General features: G+C 68.3%; 16 protein-coding genes. 7 read left to right on the top strand and 9 right to left on the bottom strand.

All coding sequences use genetic code 11. From position 1 onward, the window contains the following. Positions 1-2 precede the first annotated feature (2 nt). Together ACLIJ1_RS11425 and ACLIJ1_RS11420 are read left to right on the top strand one after the other, a co-directional pair. Positions 3-323, top strand: a complete 321-nt coding sequence (locus ACLIJ1_RS11425; RefSeq protein ID WP_411365632.1) for a YkgJ family cysteine cluster protein — start codon at positions 3-5, stop codon at positions 321-323. A gap of 9 nt (positions 324-332) precedes the next feature. Then, complete coding sequence (locus ACLIJ1_RS11420) at positions 333-1,250, top strand: class I SAM-dependent methyltransferase (protein WP_411365631.1); 918 nt, start codon at positions 333-335, stop codon at positions 1,248-1,250. Positions 1,251-1,268: 18 nt separating this feature from the next. Here the strand turns inward: ACLIJ1_RS11420 and ACLIJ1_RS11415 are convergent, their stop codons facing one another. From ACLIJ1_RS11415 to ACLIJ1_RS11405, 3 genes are read right to left on the bottom strand one after another with little or no spacing between them, the layout of a single operon-like run. Further along, the gene (locus ACLIJ1_RS11415; protein ID WP_411365630.1) at positions 1,269-1,463 is read right to left on the bottom strand and encodes a hypothetical protein; all 195 of its coding nucleotides are present in this window, start codon (positions 1,461-1,463) and stop codon (positions 1,269-1,271) included. Further along, positions 1,460-3,331: a ferrous iron transport protein B gene (gene feoB / locus ACLIJ1_RS11410; protein ID WP_411365629.1), complete on the bottom strand. Its 1,872-nt coding sequence runs from the start codon at positions 3,329-3,331 to the stop codon at positions 1,460-1,462. Before feoB ends, ACLIJ1_RS11415 begins: the two co-directional genes overlap by 4 nt. Before the next feature lie 2 nt (positions 3,332-3,333). Further along, positions 3,334-3,657: a FeoA family protein gene (locus tag ACLIJ1_RS11405; protein WP_411365628.1), complete on the bottom strand. Its 324-nt coding sequence runs from the start codon at positions 3,655-3,657 to the stop codon at positions 3,334-3,336. Between the two features lie 187 nt (positions 3,658-3,844). On the opposite strand from ACLIJ1_RS11405, the gene kynB reads away from it, so the two are divergent. Genes kynB through ACLIJ1_RS11380 form a run of 5 tightly spaced genes read left to right on the top strand, consistent with a single transcriptional unit; the run spans position 3,845 to position 8,829 of the window. Continuing rightward, positions 3,845-4,471 (top strand): arylformamidase, encoded by a 627-nt coding sequence (kynB, locus tag ACLIJ1_RS11400; protein WP_411365627.1) that lies wholly within the window; start codon positions 3,845-3,847, stop codon positions 4,469-4,471. A gap of 19 nt (positions 4,472-4,490) precedes the next feature. Next, positions 4,491-5,765 carry a kynureninase gene (gene kynU / locus ACLIJ1_RS11395; protein ID WP_411365626.1) on the top strand — a complete coding sequence of 425 codons (1,275 nt, stop codon included), beginning with the start codon at positions 4,491-4,493 and terminating at the stop codon, positions 5,763-5,765. A gap of 12 nt (positions 5,766-5,777) precedes the next feature. Further along, complete coding sequence (gene kynA, locus ACLIJ1_RS11390) at positions 5,778-6,656, top strand: tryptophan 2,3-dioxygenase (protein ID WP_411365625.1); 879 nt, start codon at positions 5,778-5,780, stop codon at positions 6,654-6,656. Between the two features lie 37 nt (positions 6,657-6,693). Further along, positions 6,694-7,680, top strand: a complete 987-nt coding sequence (locus ACLIJ1_RS11385; protein WP_411365624.1) for a TauD/TfdA family dioxygenase — start codon at positions 6,694-6,696, stop codon at positions 7,678-7,680. Between the two features lie 57 nt (positions 7,681-7,737). Next, the gene (locus ACLIJ1_RS11380) at positions 7,738-8,829 is read left to right on the top strand and encodes a DNA glycosylase AlkZ-like family protein (RefSeq protein ID WP_411365623.1); all 1,092 of its coding nucleotides are present in this window, start codon (positions 7,738-7,740) and stop codon (positions 8,827-8,829) included. Positions 8,830-8,934: 105 nt separating this feature from the next. Here ACLIJ1_RS11380 and ACLIJ1_RS11375 read toward each other — a convergent pair whose 3' ends face one another. The 6 genes from ACLIJ1_RS11375 to ACLIJ1_RS11350 form a co-directional block, all read right to left on the bottom strand. Further along, complete coding sequence (locus ACLIJ1_RS11375; RefSeq protein WP_411365622.1) at positions 8,935-9,906, bottom strand: Bug family tripartite tricarboxylate transporter substrate binding protein; 972 nt, start codon at positions 9,904-9,906, stop codon at positions 8,935-8,937. Between the two features lie 22 nt (positions 9,907-9,928). After that, on the bottom strand, positions 9,929-11,152 hold the full coding sequence (locus ACLIJ1_RS11370) for an FAD-dependent monooxygenase (RefSeq protein WP_411365621.1): 1,224 nt from the start codon (positions 11,150-11,152) through the stop codon (positions 9,929-9,931). A gap of 76 nt (positions 11,153-11,228) precedes the next feature. Next, entirely contained in the window at positions 11,229-12,296 is a 1,068-nt protein-coding gene (locus ACLIJ1_RS11365; protein ID WP_411365620.1) for a VWA domain-containing protein, read from the bottom strand. Then, on the bottom strand, positions 12,293-13,396 hold the full coding sequence (locus ACLIJ1_RS11360) for a DUF58 domain-containing protein (protein WP_411365619.1): 1,104 nt from the start codon (positions 13,394-13,396) through the stop codon (positions 12,293-12,295). The genes ACLIJ1_RS11365 and ACLIJ1_RS11360 overlap by 4 nt, the downstream gene beginning before the upstream one ends. A 13-nt stretch (positions 13,397-13,409) precedes the next feature. After that, positions 13,410-14,411, bottom strand: coding sequence for an AAA family ATPase (locus ACLIJ1_RS11355; protein WP_411365618.1), 1,002 nt, complete (start codon positions 14,409-14,411; stop codon positions 13,410-13,412). Positions 14,412-14,426: 15 nt separating this feature from the next. Beyond that, positions 14,427-15,347: a S1C family serine protease gene (locus tag ACLIJ1_RS11350; RefSeq protein ID WP_411365617.1), complete on the bottom strand. Its 921-nt coding sequence runs from the start codon at positions 15,345-15,347 to the stop codon at positions 14,427-14,429. Positions 15,348-15,384 lie beyond the last annotated feature (37 nt).

Below are 15,384 nucleotides of genomic sequence, written 5' to 3'. Positions count from 1 at the left end.
GCATGAGCGCCTGCACGTCCTGCGGCGCCTGCTGCGCCAGCTTCCGCGTGGACTTCTCGGTGTTCGAGACCCAGTCCGAAGGCGGCAGCGTGCCTGACGGATTGTGGGTACCGGTGACCGACAGCATCAGCCGCATGCGCGGCACCGACCACGGCAGCCCACGCTGCGCCGCACTCTCGGGCAAGGTCGGCGAAAGAGCCGTTTGTGGCATCTACGAGTGGCGACCCAACCCGTGCAGCGAGTTTGAAGAAGGCAGCGACGCCTGCGGCCAGGCCCGCCGCCGCCACGGGCTGCCACCCATCGGCGAACGCCCGACTTCCTGAGACCCATCCATGCAGGCCCTGTTCGACGCCATCGCCAGCGCTGTCATGCCGACCGATGCGCAGCGCATCTTTCACGGCCGTGGCGGGCGGTATCCGGGCTGCGAAGCCTGGAACCTCGACGCCTTTCCACCCGTCTGGCTGCTCACCAAGTTCGGAGAAGCAACGCCGGAAGAGATAGCCGCGCTGACGGTTGCGCTGCAGGCGCGGCATTCACAGGTCGCTCCGCCCGAGGCGCCGTTGAATGTGGTGCTGCAGACCCGCCGCGAAGGGCGCAGCGAGACCAATGTGCTCGCCGGCAGCGTGCCCGAGCCGCACCTGGTGACGGAAGACGACACGAGATACCGCGTGAACCTGCAGCGCGGGCAGAACCACGGCCTGTTTCTCGACATGGCGGAAGGCAGGCGCTGGGTGCGCGCGCATGCGAAAGGCGCCAAGGTGCTGAACCTGTTCGCCTACACCTGCGCCTTTTCGGTGGTGGCGCTGGAAGCCGGCGCGAAGGAAGTGGTGAACATCGACATGGCGCAAGGCGCGTTGACCACCGGTCAGCAGAACCACCAGCTCAACGGTTTGAACAGTGGCGCCAAGTTCCTCGCGCACGACCTGTTCAGCTCCTGGGGCAAGGTCACGCGCATGGGGCCGTACGACCTGGTGATCGCCGACCCGCCCAGCTACCAGAAGGGCAGCTTCGTCGCGACCAAGGACTGGCCGCGCATGCTGCGGCGCCTGCCGGACCTGCTCAAGCCCGGCGGTCGCGCCCTGCTCTGCCTGAACGCGCCCGAGATTCCCGAATCGTTCCTGCGCGAGCAGTTGGCGGCCGAGGCACCGTCGATGGTGATGGAGCAGCGGCTGGCCAACCCGGCCGTGTTCGCGGACGTGTCGCCCGACCGGGCGCTGAAGGTGATGGTGGCGTCGCTGCCACCGCTGTGAAGCGCTGACCGGGGCGGCTCAGTGGCAGCCGCCGGACGCGCTGCCGCAGCCCTTGCAGCCACCGCAGGCGGGGCCAGCGGCTTTGTCCGTGCGCACCGAAACCGCCACCGGACCTGCGGCCCGCTGCGCCAGCCAGCGCCGCACCGGCGGACGAACGAGGTAGACGAAGGCCGCCAGCACACAAAAGACGACGATCAGGGTCTGGGCATTCATGCGGCACTCCAGTGCAAGGCGATGCGGTAGGTCAGCCACGAAGCCAGGTAGGCCAGGGCAAACAGGTAGGCAGTGACGATCGCCACATGGCGCGCACCGCCAGCCTCGCGCTTGACGGCCGCGAGCATGGCCACACACTGCGGCGCATAGATGAACCAGACCATCAGCGACAGCGCCGTCGGCAGCGACCACTGTTGACCGATCACGCCGCCCAGCGCCTCGGCGACCTGGTCACCGGAGGCGCTCAGCGCGTACACCGTGCCCAGCGCCGCGACCACGACCTCGCGCGCTGCCATCGCCGGAATCAGCGCCACCACGATGCGCCAGTCGAAGCCCAGCGGTGCAAACAGCGGTGCCAGGAAATGTCCCAGGCGACCGGCGGCGCTGTACTCGACCGCCGGCCCGGTGAAGCCTTCGGGCGGCGCGGGGTAGCTGGAGAGGAACCACAGCAACACCATCAGCGCCAGGATGATGCCGCCGACCCGCTTGACGAAGATGTTGCCGCGCTCCCAGAGGCCGCGCGCGATGTTGCGCACGCTGGGCAGGCGATAGGCTGGCAGTTCCATCAGCAGTGGCGTCTGCTGCCCGCCCGCCGTGCGGCGCGAAACGATGAAGGCCACCAGCATCGCGCTGACGATGCCCGCCACGTACAGACCAAACAGCACCAGCCCCTGCAGATTGAACAGGCCGGCCACCTCGCGTTGCGGGATGAAGGCCGCGATCAGCAGCGCGTACACCGGCAGCCGGGCCGAACAGGTCATGAGCGGAGCAATCAGGATGGTGAGCCAGCGGTCGCGCCAGTGGCTGATGGTGCGCGTGGCCATGATGCCGGGCACCGCACAGGCGAAGCTCGACAGCAGCGGAATGAAGGAACGGCCCGACAGGCCGACCGTACCCATCACCCGGTCCATCAGGAAGGCTGCGCGGGGCAGGTAGCCGGTGTCTTCGAGCAGGAAGATGAAGAAGAACAGGATCAGGATCTGCGGCAGGAACACCAGCACGCCGCCCGCCCCGGCAATCACACCGTCGACCAGCAGGCTGCGCAGCGGTCCGTCGGCCATGTGGGTCGACACCTGCTCACCCAGCCAGCCCATGCCGGCCTCGATCGCGTCCATCGGCCAGGCAGCCCAGGCGAACACCGCCTGGAACATCAGCATCAGCAAGGCGGCCAGCAGCACGTAACCGAAGAACGGGTGCATGGCCCAGCGGTCGATGCGGTCGCTCAGCGCCCAGCGGCGCGGCGGCACCTGCAGCACATCGGCCAGCAGCTCGCGCACCCGGATGTTGAGCCAGACCGGATCGATGTCCCCCACGTCGCCGGCCACGGCTGGCGACGCAACGGCCAGCCCCTGCGCCAGAGAGGCGTCCAGCTGGGCCAGCAGATCCTTGGCCCCGTCACCGTGCACGCTGACCGCCGTCACCACCGGCATGCCCAGACGTTCGCCCAGCTTCGCATGGTCGATGCGCATGCCCTGCGCCTGCGCCACGTCGAACATATTGAGCACCAGCACCATCGGCAGACCCAGCGCCTGCGCCTCCAGCACCAGCCGCAGGTTCAGCTGCAAGTTGGTCGCATCGGCCACGCAGACCAGCAGGTCGGGCCGCGCCTCGCCCGCGAGGCGGCCGGTCACCACATCGCGCGTGACCACCTCGTCGTGGCTCAGCGGGGCCAGGCTGTAGGTGCCAGGCAAGTCCAGCAATTGGGCGCGATGGCCGGCGGGAGTCGTGACCCAGCCCGACTTGCGCTCGACCGTGACGCCAGCGTAGTTGGCGACCTTCTGCCGGGTGCCGGTCAGCAGGTTGAACAGCGCGGTCTTGCCGCAGTTGGGGTTGCCCAGCAGCGCGAGTTTGGGGGCGACGGTGTCCATGCTCAGGCTTCCGGATGAGCGGCACGCACGCGCAGCAACGCCGCCTCATAGGACCGCAAGGCAAAGGTCGACTGCCCCACACGAACCGCGATCGGACCGCCCCGCAGCCAGCCGCGCGAAACCACCCGCAACACCTCACCCGGCAGGAAACCGATCTCGGCCAGCCGGTGCAGGGTGCGTGCCTGCTCGTCGTCGCGCGCCGGCGCCAAGGCCACCAGCTCGGCAGGTCGCTGCGGCGGCCACGCATCCAGCCCGATCCAGGACGTGGAAGGTGGCACAGCCGCCCCGTCGGTCGGGATGTTCAGACGCATGGTGGCTTCAGGCATGGCAATGGTGGCGGTGGCGTTGGAATGGCATCAATATACCGTAATAGTAATGTTTCGCATTTAGCTTTTATCAAGGTCTCGCCTGTTTTCTGGCTCTTGATGATTTTGTTTAGGCTTCAAGTATTTTTGCTTCTCGTTGGAAATTACCGACACCACGGCCCAAAACGCGGTGCTACCTTCATCCGCCATGAAAAAGCTATGGGACATCTCCCCGCCCGTGCACGCCGCGTCGCCGGTGTTTCCGGGCGACACCGCCTACATGCAGCAATGGGTCGCGAGCATTGGCCCGGGCTGCCCGGTCAATGTCAGCGCCATCACGTTGAGCCCGCACGTCGGCGCGCACGCCGACGCGCCGCTGCACTACGACCCCAATGGCGCGGCCATCGGCGCGGTTGACCTGCAGGCCTTCCTCGGCCCCTGCCGCGTGATCCACGCCATCGGCTGCGGACCGCTGGTACGGCCGGAACACCTCGCCCATGCCATGGACCGGCTGCCACCCAGGGTGCTGGTCCGGGTCTACGAGCGCATGCCGCAGGACCGCTTCGACACCGCCCTGCCCGCCTTCGCGCCCGAGACCGTCGCGCTGCTGGCCGACCGCGGCGTGTTGCTGATCGGCATCGACAGCGCGAGCATCGACCCGGCCGAGAGCAAGTCCCTGGACAGCCACCAGACCATCCGCCAGCGCGGCCTCCGTGTGCTGGAGAACCTGCTGCTCGACGACGTGCCCGAAGGCGACTACGAGCTGATCGCCCTGCCCCTGAAATTGATCACCGCCGACGCCAGCCCGGTGCGCGCGGTGCTTCGAGAACTTTGAACCCGACGGAGACAACGCCATGATCACCAGAGAAGACTGCCTGCAACGCGACGTTCAGGACCCGTTGCGCGACCTGCGCGACGAGTTCAACCTGCCGGTCGACACCATCTATCTCGACGGCAACTCGCTGGGCGTCATGCCACGCAGTGCACCCGGCCGTGTGGCCCAGGTGGTGACCCAGGAATGGGGCACCGACCTGATCCAGAGCTGGAACAAGCACGGCTGGTTCCAGCTGCCGCAGAAAGTGGGCGACAAGATCGCGCGCCTGATCGGCGCAGGGCCGGGTGAAGTGGTGGCCACCGACAGTACCTCGGTCAACCTGTTCAAGGTGCTGACCGCCGCCATGAACATCGCCGCCGCCGATGCCCCGCAACGCAAGCGCATCGTGAGCGAGCGCAGCAACTTCCCGACCGACCTCTACATCGCAGAGGCACTGTGCAGGCAGCACGGCATGGAGCTGGTGCTGGTCGAGCCCGAAGAGATCGCCTCGGCGCTGACGGCCGATGTCGCCATCCTGATGCTCACGCACGTCAACTACCGCACCGGTGCGATGCACGACATGGCGGCCGTGACCGCCGCCGCGCATGCCGAGGGCATCCTCACCGTGTGGGACCTGGCGCACAGCGCGGGTGCGGTGCCGGTGGACCTGAAGAAGGCCAAGGCCGACTTCTCGGTCGGCTGCGGCTACAAGTACCTCAACGGCGGCCCGGGCGCTCCCGCTTTCGTCTGGGTCAACCCGCAACACGCCGAGCGGTTCTGGCAGCCGCTGGCCGGCTGGTGGGGCCACGCCGCGCCGTTCGCCTTCACTCCCGACTACCAGCCCGCGCCGGGCATCACGCGCTACCAGTGCGGCACACAACCCATGATCAGCCTGGCCGCGCTGGAGTGCGGCGTCGACACGCTGCTGGGGGCTGAACCGCTGGGCGGCATGGCCGCGCTGCGCGCCAAGTCGCTGGCGCTGACCGACCTGTTCATCCAGCTGGTCGAAGAGCGCTGCGCAGGCCACGTACTGGGCCTGGCGACGCCGCGCGAACACGCGCAACGCGGCTCGCAGGTTTGCCTGACCAGAGACGAAGGTGCCTACGCCATCGTGCAGGCCCTGATCGCGCGCGGCGTGATCGGCGACTACCGCGCCGGCGACGGCGGACGCCACAAGGACATCCTGCGCTTCGGTTTCACGCCGCTGTACATCGGCTTTGTCGACGTGTGGAACGCGGTCGAACACCTGAAGCAGGTGCTGGACAGCGGCGAATGGCAGCGCCCCGAATTCAACCGCAAGCACGCGGTGACCTGAAGGAGACGCACCATGACCTGCCCCTACCACGACACCGGCGACAGCACCCCGGCCTCGGTCACCGAGGCCATCGTGCGCGACGAAAAGGCGCAGCTGGATTTCAGCCGCGACATGAGCTACGGCGACTACCTGCAGCTCGACGCCATCCTGAACGCGCAGAAGCCGCTCTCGCCTGCGCACGACGAGCTGCTGTTCATCGTGCAGCACCAGACCAGCGAGCTCTGGATGAAGCTGATGCTGCACGAGCTGACGGCGGCCGTGCGCAACATCGCCAATGACGAACTCAACGCCGCGTTCAAGCAGATGGCGCGCGTCTCCAAGATCATGGAGCAGCTGGTGCATGCCTGGGATGTGCTGGCCACCATGACGCCGCCCGAGTACAGCGCCATCCGGCCCTACCTGGGCCATTCGAGCGGCTTCCAGAGCTTCCAGTACCGCTGCATCGAATTCGCGATGGGCAACAAGAACGCCGCCATGCTCAAGCCGCACGCGCACCACGTGGAGCGCGCGGCCATGGTGCAGGCGGCCTACGAAGCGCCCTCGCTGTACGACGAGTGCCTGCGCCTGTTGGCGCGCCGTGGCATCGCCGTGCCGCCGTCGCACACCGCGCGCGACTGGACCCAGCCCTACGAGGCCAGCGACGCCGTGGAACAGGCCTGGCTGCAGGTCTACCGCAACCCCAAGGAGCACTGGGACCTCTACCAGCTCGGCGAAGAACTCACCGACCTGGAAGACGCGTTCCGCCTCTGGCGCTTCCGTCACGTCACCACGGTGGAGCGCGTGATCGGCTTCAAACGCGGCACCGGCGGCACGGGTGGCGTGAGCTACCTGCGCAAGATGCTGGACGTGGTACTGTTTCCGGAGATCTGGACGCTGCGCACGGCCCTGTGACGCGGATGCGCCAGCGCACAAGACACAGGAGACGCCCATGGACATCGTGCGCACCCAGCCCATCACCGGCCCCGCTGCCTGGCGCGGTCCGGACTTCGACGGTGACACGCGCTGGATCCACCACCTCACGCCGGAGCACATCGCGCTGTTCGACGCGGCGCTGGCACAACTGAAGGCGCGCGGCCTGCGCTTCCCGGACTTCGGCCGCGACGACTTCCCGATTCACGCTCTGGCGCCGGAACTGGCCCGTTTCGCCGACGAACTGGAGAACGGCCGCGGCTTCCTGCTGCTGCGCGGCCTGCCGGTCGAGCGTTACAGCGAAGACGAGCTCAATGCGCTCTACTACGGCCTGGGCCTGCACATGGGAACGCCCGTGCGCCAAAACCCGCGCGGCGAACTGCTGGGCGCGGTGATGAACGTGGGCGACGTGACCAAGAAGACCACGCGCGTCTACGAGACCAACCTCTACCTGCCCTACCACTCCGACCCGTCCGACGTGGTGGGCCTGCTGTGCGTGCGCAAGGCGATGCAGGGCGGCCTGAGCAGCCTGGTCAGCGTGGCCGCGGTGCACAACGAAATCCTGCGCCGCCACCCGGAATTCATCGGCCTGTACTACCGGCCGATGTACTTCGAGCACCTGTGCGAACCGCGCCCCAGCCTCTCGCCCATCTTCAGCTACCACCAGGGCAAGCTCAGCTGCCGCTATCTGCGCCAGTACCTCGAACTGGGCCACGAGGTGATGCAACAGCCGCTCTCGCGCGTGGAAATCGCGGCGCTGGATCTGTTCGACGAGGTCATGCACGACCCCGCCATCCGGCTGGACATGATGATGGAGCCCGGCGATATCCAGTTCGCCAACAACTACGCGGTGCTGCACTCGCGCACCGCCTTCGAGGACGACCCCGACCTGTCGCAGCGGCGCAAGATGATCCGCCTGTGGCTCAAGATGGGCAACGCGCGTGCGCTGGCGCCGGAGTTCCCGGGCCGCAACGGCTTTCCGGCGCCCGATCCCGTCGCTGCCTGAGACGCCCACCGGCCAGGGTCAGCGCCGAACGGCACATGCCTGCGGCATGATTCGTCCATGCCTGCTCTCACCCTTGCCGACCTGCGCCGCCACGCCGTGGCGCGCAGCCTCTTCACCCCGACCACTTTGCCCAGAGCCATCGCACGGTTGGGCTTTGTGCAGGCCGATCCGATCCGCGCGCCTGCGCGGGCGCAGGACCTGACCCTCCGCCACCGGGTCAAGGGCTACCGGGTCGGTGACCTGGAACGGCGCTACGCGGCGCTCGACGTGGAAGAGGACTTCTTCGTCAACTACGGTTTCGTCACGCCCGCGCTGCACGCGCTGATGCACCCGCGCAGCGCGCTGCGCGAATGGCCGGCCGAGCGCTGGGCACAGGCCGAAGCGGTCTGGCACTTCGTGCAGACGCTGGGCGAAGCCCACCCGCGTGAGGTCGACGCGCACTTCGCCCACGGCCACACCACCAACGGCTTTGGCGGGCAGTCCAAAGCCAGCACGCAACTGCTGGATGCCATGCACTACCGTGGCCTGCTGCGCGTGGCGCGGCGCGAAGGCGGCATCCGCCTTTACGCGGCGCACCAGCCGCAGACCGCGCCCGAGGACATGGCGGCCGTGCTGGACCAACTGGTCGATGTGCTGGTCAACAAATACGCGCCCCTGCCCCAACCAGGCCTGCGCCAGCTGGTGGCCATGCTCCAGCACGCCGTGCCGCAATGGAAAGGGCAGTTGCGCACCGCGCTGCAACGTGCCATGCAACGCCTGGCGAGTTCGGAAGTGGACGGTGTGTGCTGGTTCTGGCCAGAAGGCGAAGACCCGGGCTCGCGGCGATGGAAGCCAGAAGAGCGGGTGCGCCTGCTGGCACCGTTCGACCCGGTGGTCTGGGACCGCGACCGCTTCGAACGCCTGTGGGGCTGGGCCTACCGCTTCGAGGCCTACACGCCTCCCGCCAAACGCGTGCGCGGCTACTACGCCATGCCCCTGCTCTGGCACGACCAGGTCATCGGCTGGGGCAACCTGTCGGTGACCGACGGCCGGCTGCAGGCAGAGATCGGCTACGTCAGCGGACAGGCGCCGAAGGAAGCTGCCTACCGGCAGGCGCTGGACGCCGAACTCGCAGACATGAGCAGCTTTCTTGAGCTGGCACAGAACTGACCCGGAGCGCGTGTCTCATCCAGGATGCGGTGGAACCGGCTCCGCCGGGTCACACGCATCGACCCCTTGAGGGGGTCGCGCGCAGCGCGGCGGGGGTGTGACGAATCAATTCGCCTTGATGTTGTTCTTCTGAATCACATCGGACATGGCCGCCGTGTCCACCGCGATGCGCTTGGCCAGACCTTCGGGCGAAGTGCCTGCCACCTGCCAGCCCTGGTTGAGGATCTTCTGGCGAATGTCGGGACGGCGCACGATCTCGGCCAACAGGGTGGCCAGCTTCTGCACATGGGCCTTGGGCAAACCCACCGGTGCGGCGACCGCGTTCCAGATCTCCAGTTGCAGACCCTGCACGCCCGCCTCGCCCAGGCTGGGCAGTTCGGGGGCCACGCTGCTGCGGCCGGCGGAGGTGACGCCGATGGCCTTGAGCTTTCCGGCCTTGACCTGGGTCAGCGCCAGGCCAGGCGGCAGCAGCGCCATCTGGATCTGGCCGCCGATCAGGGCCGTGATCACCTGCGGATTGCCCGGATAGGGCACGTGCACCGGCACCATGCCAGCCTTGCCCTTGAGCAGCTCCATGCCCAGGTGCGCCACGGTCCCGACACCCGGCGTGCCGTAGTTCCATTTGTCGCCACTGGCGCGCGCCTCGTCGAAGAAGGCCTTGCCGCTCGCCGCCGTGCCCGCCGGCACCGCCAGCACCAGCGGCGAGACCGCCAGCAACGACACCGGCTGCAGGTCCTTGAGCGGGTCGTAGGTCGTCGCCGGGTTGAGGATCTTGGCGATGGTCAGGTTGCCGTTGATCATCAGGCCCAGGGTGTGGTCGTCGGTCGCCTTGGCCACCGCGTCGGCGCCGATGTTGCCACCAGCGCCCACCTTGTTCTCGACCACCACCGGCTGGCCCAGCGCCTGCGACAGCGGCTCGGCGATGGTGCGCGCCATCAGGTCGGGCGAAGACCCGGCCGGAAAACCCACCACCAGCTTGACAGGGTGGCTAGGCCAGGCGGTCTGGGCGAAGACGGCGGAGGCACTGAAGCAAAGCGCCAGGGCGGCGGCGATGGCATGACGGCGGGTCTGGAACATGTGGCGAATCCTTGACGGTGAATCAGTCCGCCAGGGGATCGGGCGGACCGCTGTACAGCCAGGGATTGTCCATCAGCGATTCACCCAGCATCGCCATGGCTGCGTTGCGCGCGATGCGCAAGGGACCGCTGGCGTGGAAGATCGTGCCGTTGCGCTGCGACCGGCTCTGCACGCGCGCATTGCGCTGCCAGCGGGTCTGCGCAAAACGGGCAAACAGCGCAGGCCAGTCGGGCGCGCCATTGGCCGCACCGGCCAGCCGGCCCAGTGTCCAGGCGTCTTCGATCGCCATCGCCGCGCCTTGCGCCAGATAGGGCCGCAACGGATGCGCCGCATCGCCCAGCAGCGCCACCCGGCCGCGGGCATGTTCGTCTGCACTGGCCACCGGATGGCGGTCGTTGAGCGCCCACAGCTTCCACTCTCCGACCTGGTCCAGCATCGTCTTCAGTTCGGCACAGACCGGCCCCAGCGCGCGCAGCAGGTCGGCCTGCCGGGCTTCGTGGCTCCAGCTCTGGGGGTCGCTGCCGGGCGGTCCGCCGTGGCCGTGGCCGAGCATGCCCTCGACCACCGCCACCACGTTGAACCACTCGCCCCGGCGCACCGGGTAATGCACCACATGCAGCTTCGGACCGAGCCAGGCGGTGACCACCGGATCGCGCAACACGCCCGGCAGGTCGCCGGCCGCCACCATGCCGCGGTAGGCCAGATGGCCGCTCACCCGCGCCGGCTGTGCGCCCAGCATCTCCTGCCGCACCCGGCTCCAAAGGCCGTCGGCCCCCACCAGGGCGCCCACCTCGAACACCTTGTCGTTCTCGCAGGTCACGCGCACGCCATTGCCAGCCTCTTCGTAGCCGGCCAGCCGCGTGTCCAGGTGCAGGCGAACGCGCGGTTCATGCCGGACGGCCTCCAGCAGCAGCGCATGCAGGTCGACGCGGTAGATGGTCGCGTAGGGCTGCCCGTAATGGGCCCTGCTGAGCGCCCCCAGGCGCAGCTGGCCCAGGGTGTTCGAGTGGTGTGCATCGCGCACCTGCAGCGACTCGGGGAAGGCGGCACAGGCGTGCAGCTCGTCGATCAGGCCCCAGGCGTCGAGCACCCGCACAGCGTTGGGACCGAGCTGCAGGCCCGCCCCCACCTCGCCGAAGGCGGACGCCTGCTCCAGCAGGTCCACTTCCACACCGGCACGCGAGAGAGCCAGCGCAGTCGCCAGCCCACCGATGCCACCACCGGCAACGACCACCTTGTTGTTCATGGGCGCCGATTGTGCCGGGCCGAATGGCCCCGGCGTTGACAAAGGTCAGGGACTGGTGACGACGGTCCGGTGCGGGTCACAGTACCCGGTGGAACCAGAACAGGGAAAGCCCCGCCGACAGCAGCACCAGCACCGCCGCCGCCAGCGCCAGCAGGCCCGAGATTTCAGTCTCCTTCTTCTCGACCGTCAGCCGCGTGCTCAGCGACTGGTAGACCTGCTTGAGGTTGTCGGCCGTGCCGGCGTAGAAGTACTCGCCCTTGGTCTCGCGGGCGACGTTCTTGAGGGTGTCTTCGTCCAGCCGGACGCGCATCGACCAGCCCTCGAAGCCGATCACTTCGCCATCGACCGTGCCGATGCCGACGGTGTAGACCCGCACGCCCCGGTCGGCCGCCATCTTCGCTGCCTCCGCCGTATCGACGCCGGTGGTGCGCTGTCCGTCGGTCAGCAGGATGATCGCAGCCGAGTTGTACGACCCGGGCGGCACCGGCTCCAGCGGCTTCTTCTCGGTCTTCGGCTGGTCGATCGCCCTGCCCGGCGGCGCGAACGGATCGTTGTTGCCTCGGCCGTAGGTCACGCTGGCCAGATCGACCTGGCCCGGGAACAGCTCGGACAGCGCGACCACGATGGCGCTGCCGATCGCGGTGGCGCGCTGCATCTGGAACTTGTCGATGGCAGCGTTGAGGTCTTCACGGCTGAGCGTGACCGGCTGCACCACCTGGGCCGACCCGGCAAACGCGACGATGCCCACGCGCACATGGCGCGGCAGGTCCTTGAGGAAGGCCTTGGCCGCGTTCTGCGAAGCCACCAGCCGGTTGGGCTGCACATCGGTCGCGCGCATGCTTCCCGAAACGTCCATCGCCAGGATGATGGTCTGCTGGCTCGAGGGCAGCGTGATGGTCGCCACCGGGCGTGCCGCGGCCAGCAACATCGCCGCCAGGGCCAGCAGCAACAGAAACGGCGGGATGTGGCGCCGCCAGTTCGGCGCCCGGCCCATGGCCTCGCGCACGATGGACAGGCTGGCGTAGCGCAGCGCCGTCTTGCGGCGGCGGTGCAGCAGCCACCAGTACAGCAGCAGCAACACTGGCAGCGCCGCCAGCAGCCAGAGGAACTGCGGCCACAGGAAGTTGAGCGGCAGCGCGTTCATGCAGCCTCCCCGGACATGTGGGCGGGGCGCAGGCCGGCCGGCACCACACGCCGCTGGACCCGCCGCTGTCGCAGCGCCACGAAACGCAGGATCGCCTCGGCCAGGTCGTCGTCGGTCGACAGCTCCAGCGTGTCGACACCGGACCTTCCCAGCGACTCCAGCAACTGCGCCTCGCGTTGCGCCGCAATGCGGGCGAAGCGTTGCCGGAAGCCCTTGTCGTGGGTGTCGACCAACAGCTGTTCGCCGGACTCGGCGTCCCGGATCGTCAGCAGACCCAGATCGGGCAGTTCCAGCTCGAGCGGATCGACCAGACGCACCGCGACCACGTCGTGTCGCCGTGCGAGTTCACCGAGCGGCTTTTCCCAGCCCGGTTCGCTGATGAAGTCGGACACCACAAACACCGTGCTGCGCTGGCGCACCGTGTGGGCTGCGGCGCGCAGCAGGTCCGACAGCCGCGTAGTACCGCCGACCGCTTGCGCGGATGCCTTGGGCCCTGCATTCGCCGAGGACACCGCCGGGCCGGCTTTGCCGGACGGCTGGTGTCGCCCCCTTGAGGGGGTCGCGCGCAGCGCGACGGGGGTGTTCAACATGTTCAACAGACGCAGCACCTGCAGCCGACCACCGCGCGCCGGCAGCACCGCGTCGACCGCGGCCGCGCCGCGCGAGCCGTACAGCATCGCACCGACGCGGTTGCCATGGCGGCTGATGAGCCGAGCGAGCACACCCGCGAACGCCTGCAGCACCTCCCGCTTGCGGCGCTCGCCCGAGCCGAAGTCCACCGAGGCGCTGAGGTCAAGCAGGAACCAGGCCGCCATCTCGCGGTCTTCGGTGAACACCCGCACATGCGGTTGCTGCAGCCGCGCGGTGACGTTCCAGTCGATGTGGCGCACGTCGTCGTGGTGCTGGTACTCCCGCAGGTCGGCCAGGTCCAGACCGGTGCCGCGCATCAGCGTGCGGTGATCGCCCTGCAGCAGACCGTCGAGCCGCTTGATCACGGTCCATTCCAGCCGGCGCAGCAATGCCTCTGTGCGGCCCTGGTCTCCCACGACGGGAGCGACCGGTGGATCGGCGGTTCGGCGTTTGAACAGGCTCAGCAGCATGGTGGTGCTCCGTTCAGGCTGCTTTTCTCTCGTGGTCCAGCGGCCGTGCCGGGGGTGGAACCGCCTTCATGATGCGGTGGACCAGCGCCTCGCTGGTGAGGCCTTCGGACAGCGCCTCGTACGACAGCACCACGCGGTGGCGCAGCACATCGGGCACCAGATCCATCATGTCCTCCGGCAGCGCGTAGCTGCGACCGCGCAGCAGGGCCAGGGCGCGTGCGCCTTCGACCAGGCCAATGGTCGCGCGCGGGCTGGCTCCGTAGGTGATGAGCCTTGCCGTGTCCTTCAGGCCATGCTTGTCGGGCGTGCGGGTGGCCGACACCAGCTTGACCGCGTACTGCACCAGCGAGGGGTCGACATAGACCTCGCGGCACAGCGCCTGCAGCGCGGCCAGCTGCTCGGTCGTGGCCACGGCGTTGACCTGCACCGCCGGACCGGTGACGCGTTCGACGATGACGTATTCCTCCTCGTCGGTCGGGTACTCGACCAGCACCTTCATCATGAAGCGGTCGACCTGCGCTTCGGGCAGCGGGTAGGTACCTTCGGTCTCGATCGGGTTCTGCGTCGCCATCACGAGGAAGGGTTCTGGCACGCGGTGTGTCTCGCCCGCGATCGTGACCTGCCGCTCCTGCATCACCTCCAGCAGCGCGCTCTGCACCTTGGCCGGCGCGCGGTTGATCTCGTCGGCCAGCAACAGGTTGGCAAACACCGGGCCCAGCGCGGTCGAGAAGTCGCCGGTCTTCTGGTTGTAGATGCGAGTGCCCACGAGGTCGGCCGGCACCAGGTCGGGCGTGAACTGGATGCGCTTGAAGCGCCCCTGCACGACATTGGCGAGGGTCTTCACCGTCAGCGTCTTGGCCAGCCCTGGCACACCTTCCACGAGCAGGTGCCCACCCGACAGCAGCGCCACCATCACGCGTTCCAGAAAACGGTCCTGCCCGACCACCACGCGCTTGACCTCGTACAGGATCTGCTCCATGAGGCGGGCGGTGTCGGGATGGGTGTTGTCGCTCATGAAGACTCCTGGGTGTCAGAAGGGGGGGAGGCCGGCGGCCGAGGCCGCACTCTCGATCGGAACGGCAAAGCCAATGCCCAGAAAAGTCCGGGCGCGCGTCGGGTTGAGGATGCCGGTGACCACGCCAACCACCTCGCCGTCCATCGTGACCAGCGGTCCGCCGGAGTTGCCCGGATTGGCCGCGGCGTCGAACTGGATCAGGTTGGGGATCTCCTGCACACCCTCGTGCGACTTGAAGGAACGGCCCAGGCCAGAGATCACGCCGGCCGAGGTCGAGGGGCCGATGCCGAAGGGGAAACCGACTGCGACCACTTCGTCGCCGGGCACCAGGTCGGCGGTGGTGCGCAGCGTCGCCGCGTGCAGGTCATCGGGAATCGTCTGCGCCTGCAGCACCGCCAGATCGTGCTGCGGCTGCAGGCCGGCGATGCTCGCCACCGACTCGCTGCCGTCGGCGAACACCACCCGGATCGACTGCGCGGCCTGCACCACGTGCAGGTTGGTCAGGATCACACCCTTGTCCTGGATCACGACGCCGGTGCCCACGCCGTGTTCGACGTCTTCGCCCTTCTTGTCCTTCACGTAGGACACCACCCGCACCACCGAAGGCCGGATCTTTTCGGCGGCGCGCGCCGCGCGCGAAGGCAGATTCTGCGTGGTGACGCTGCGCAGCACGGCGGCGTCGATGTCCTTCTGGGTCAGCACCCGGGGCGGGTGCGCCGTCTGCTGCCACAGCATCCACAACAGCATGCTCAGCAAAACTGCCATGCAGCCCCAGGTCAGACGAGGATCGGTCGCCGCGCGCGCCAGCCGCTGGCGCCAGCGGGTCCCGGAAGCAAGCGCCTGCACCTCGGCCGCTGCCGTCTCGCCGGACACGGCCGTTTCCCCGGCCGCAGGGCCACCGCGCGGGGATCGGCTGTAGAGGACGGGACGGCGCATCGCGACTCCTCTGGCGCCCGGTGCGGGCGCGTTGCAC

This window comes from Hydrogenophaga sp. RWCD_12, assembly GCF_046604225.1.
Lineage (GTDB): Bacteria > Pseudomonadota > Gammaproteobacteria > Burkholderiales > Burkholderiaceae_C > Hydrogenophaga.
The sequence above is the reverse complement of the archived record's forward strand: the minus strand, read 5'-3'. Positions and strand labels throughout refer to the sequence as shown.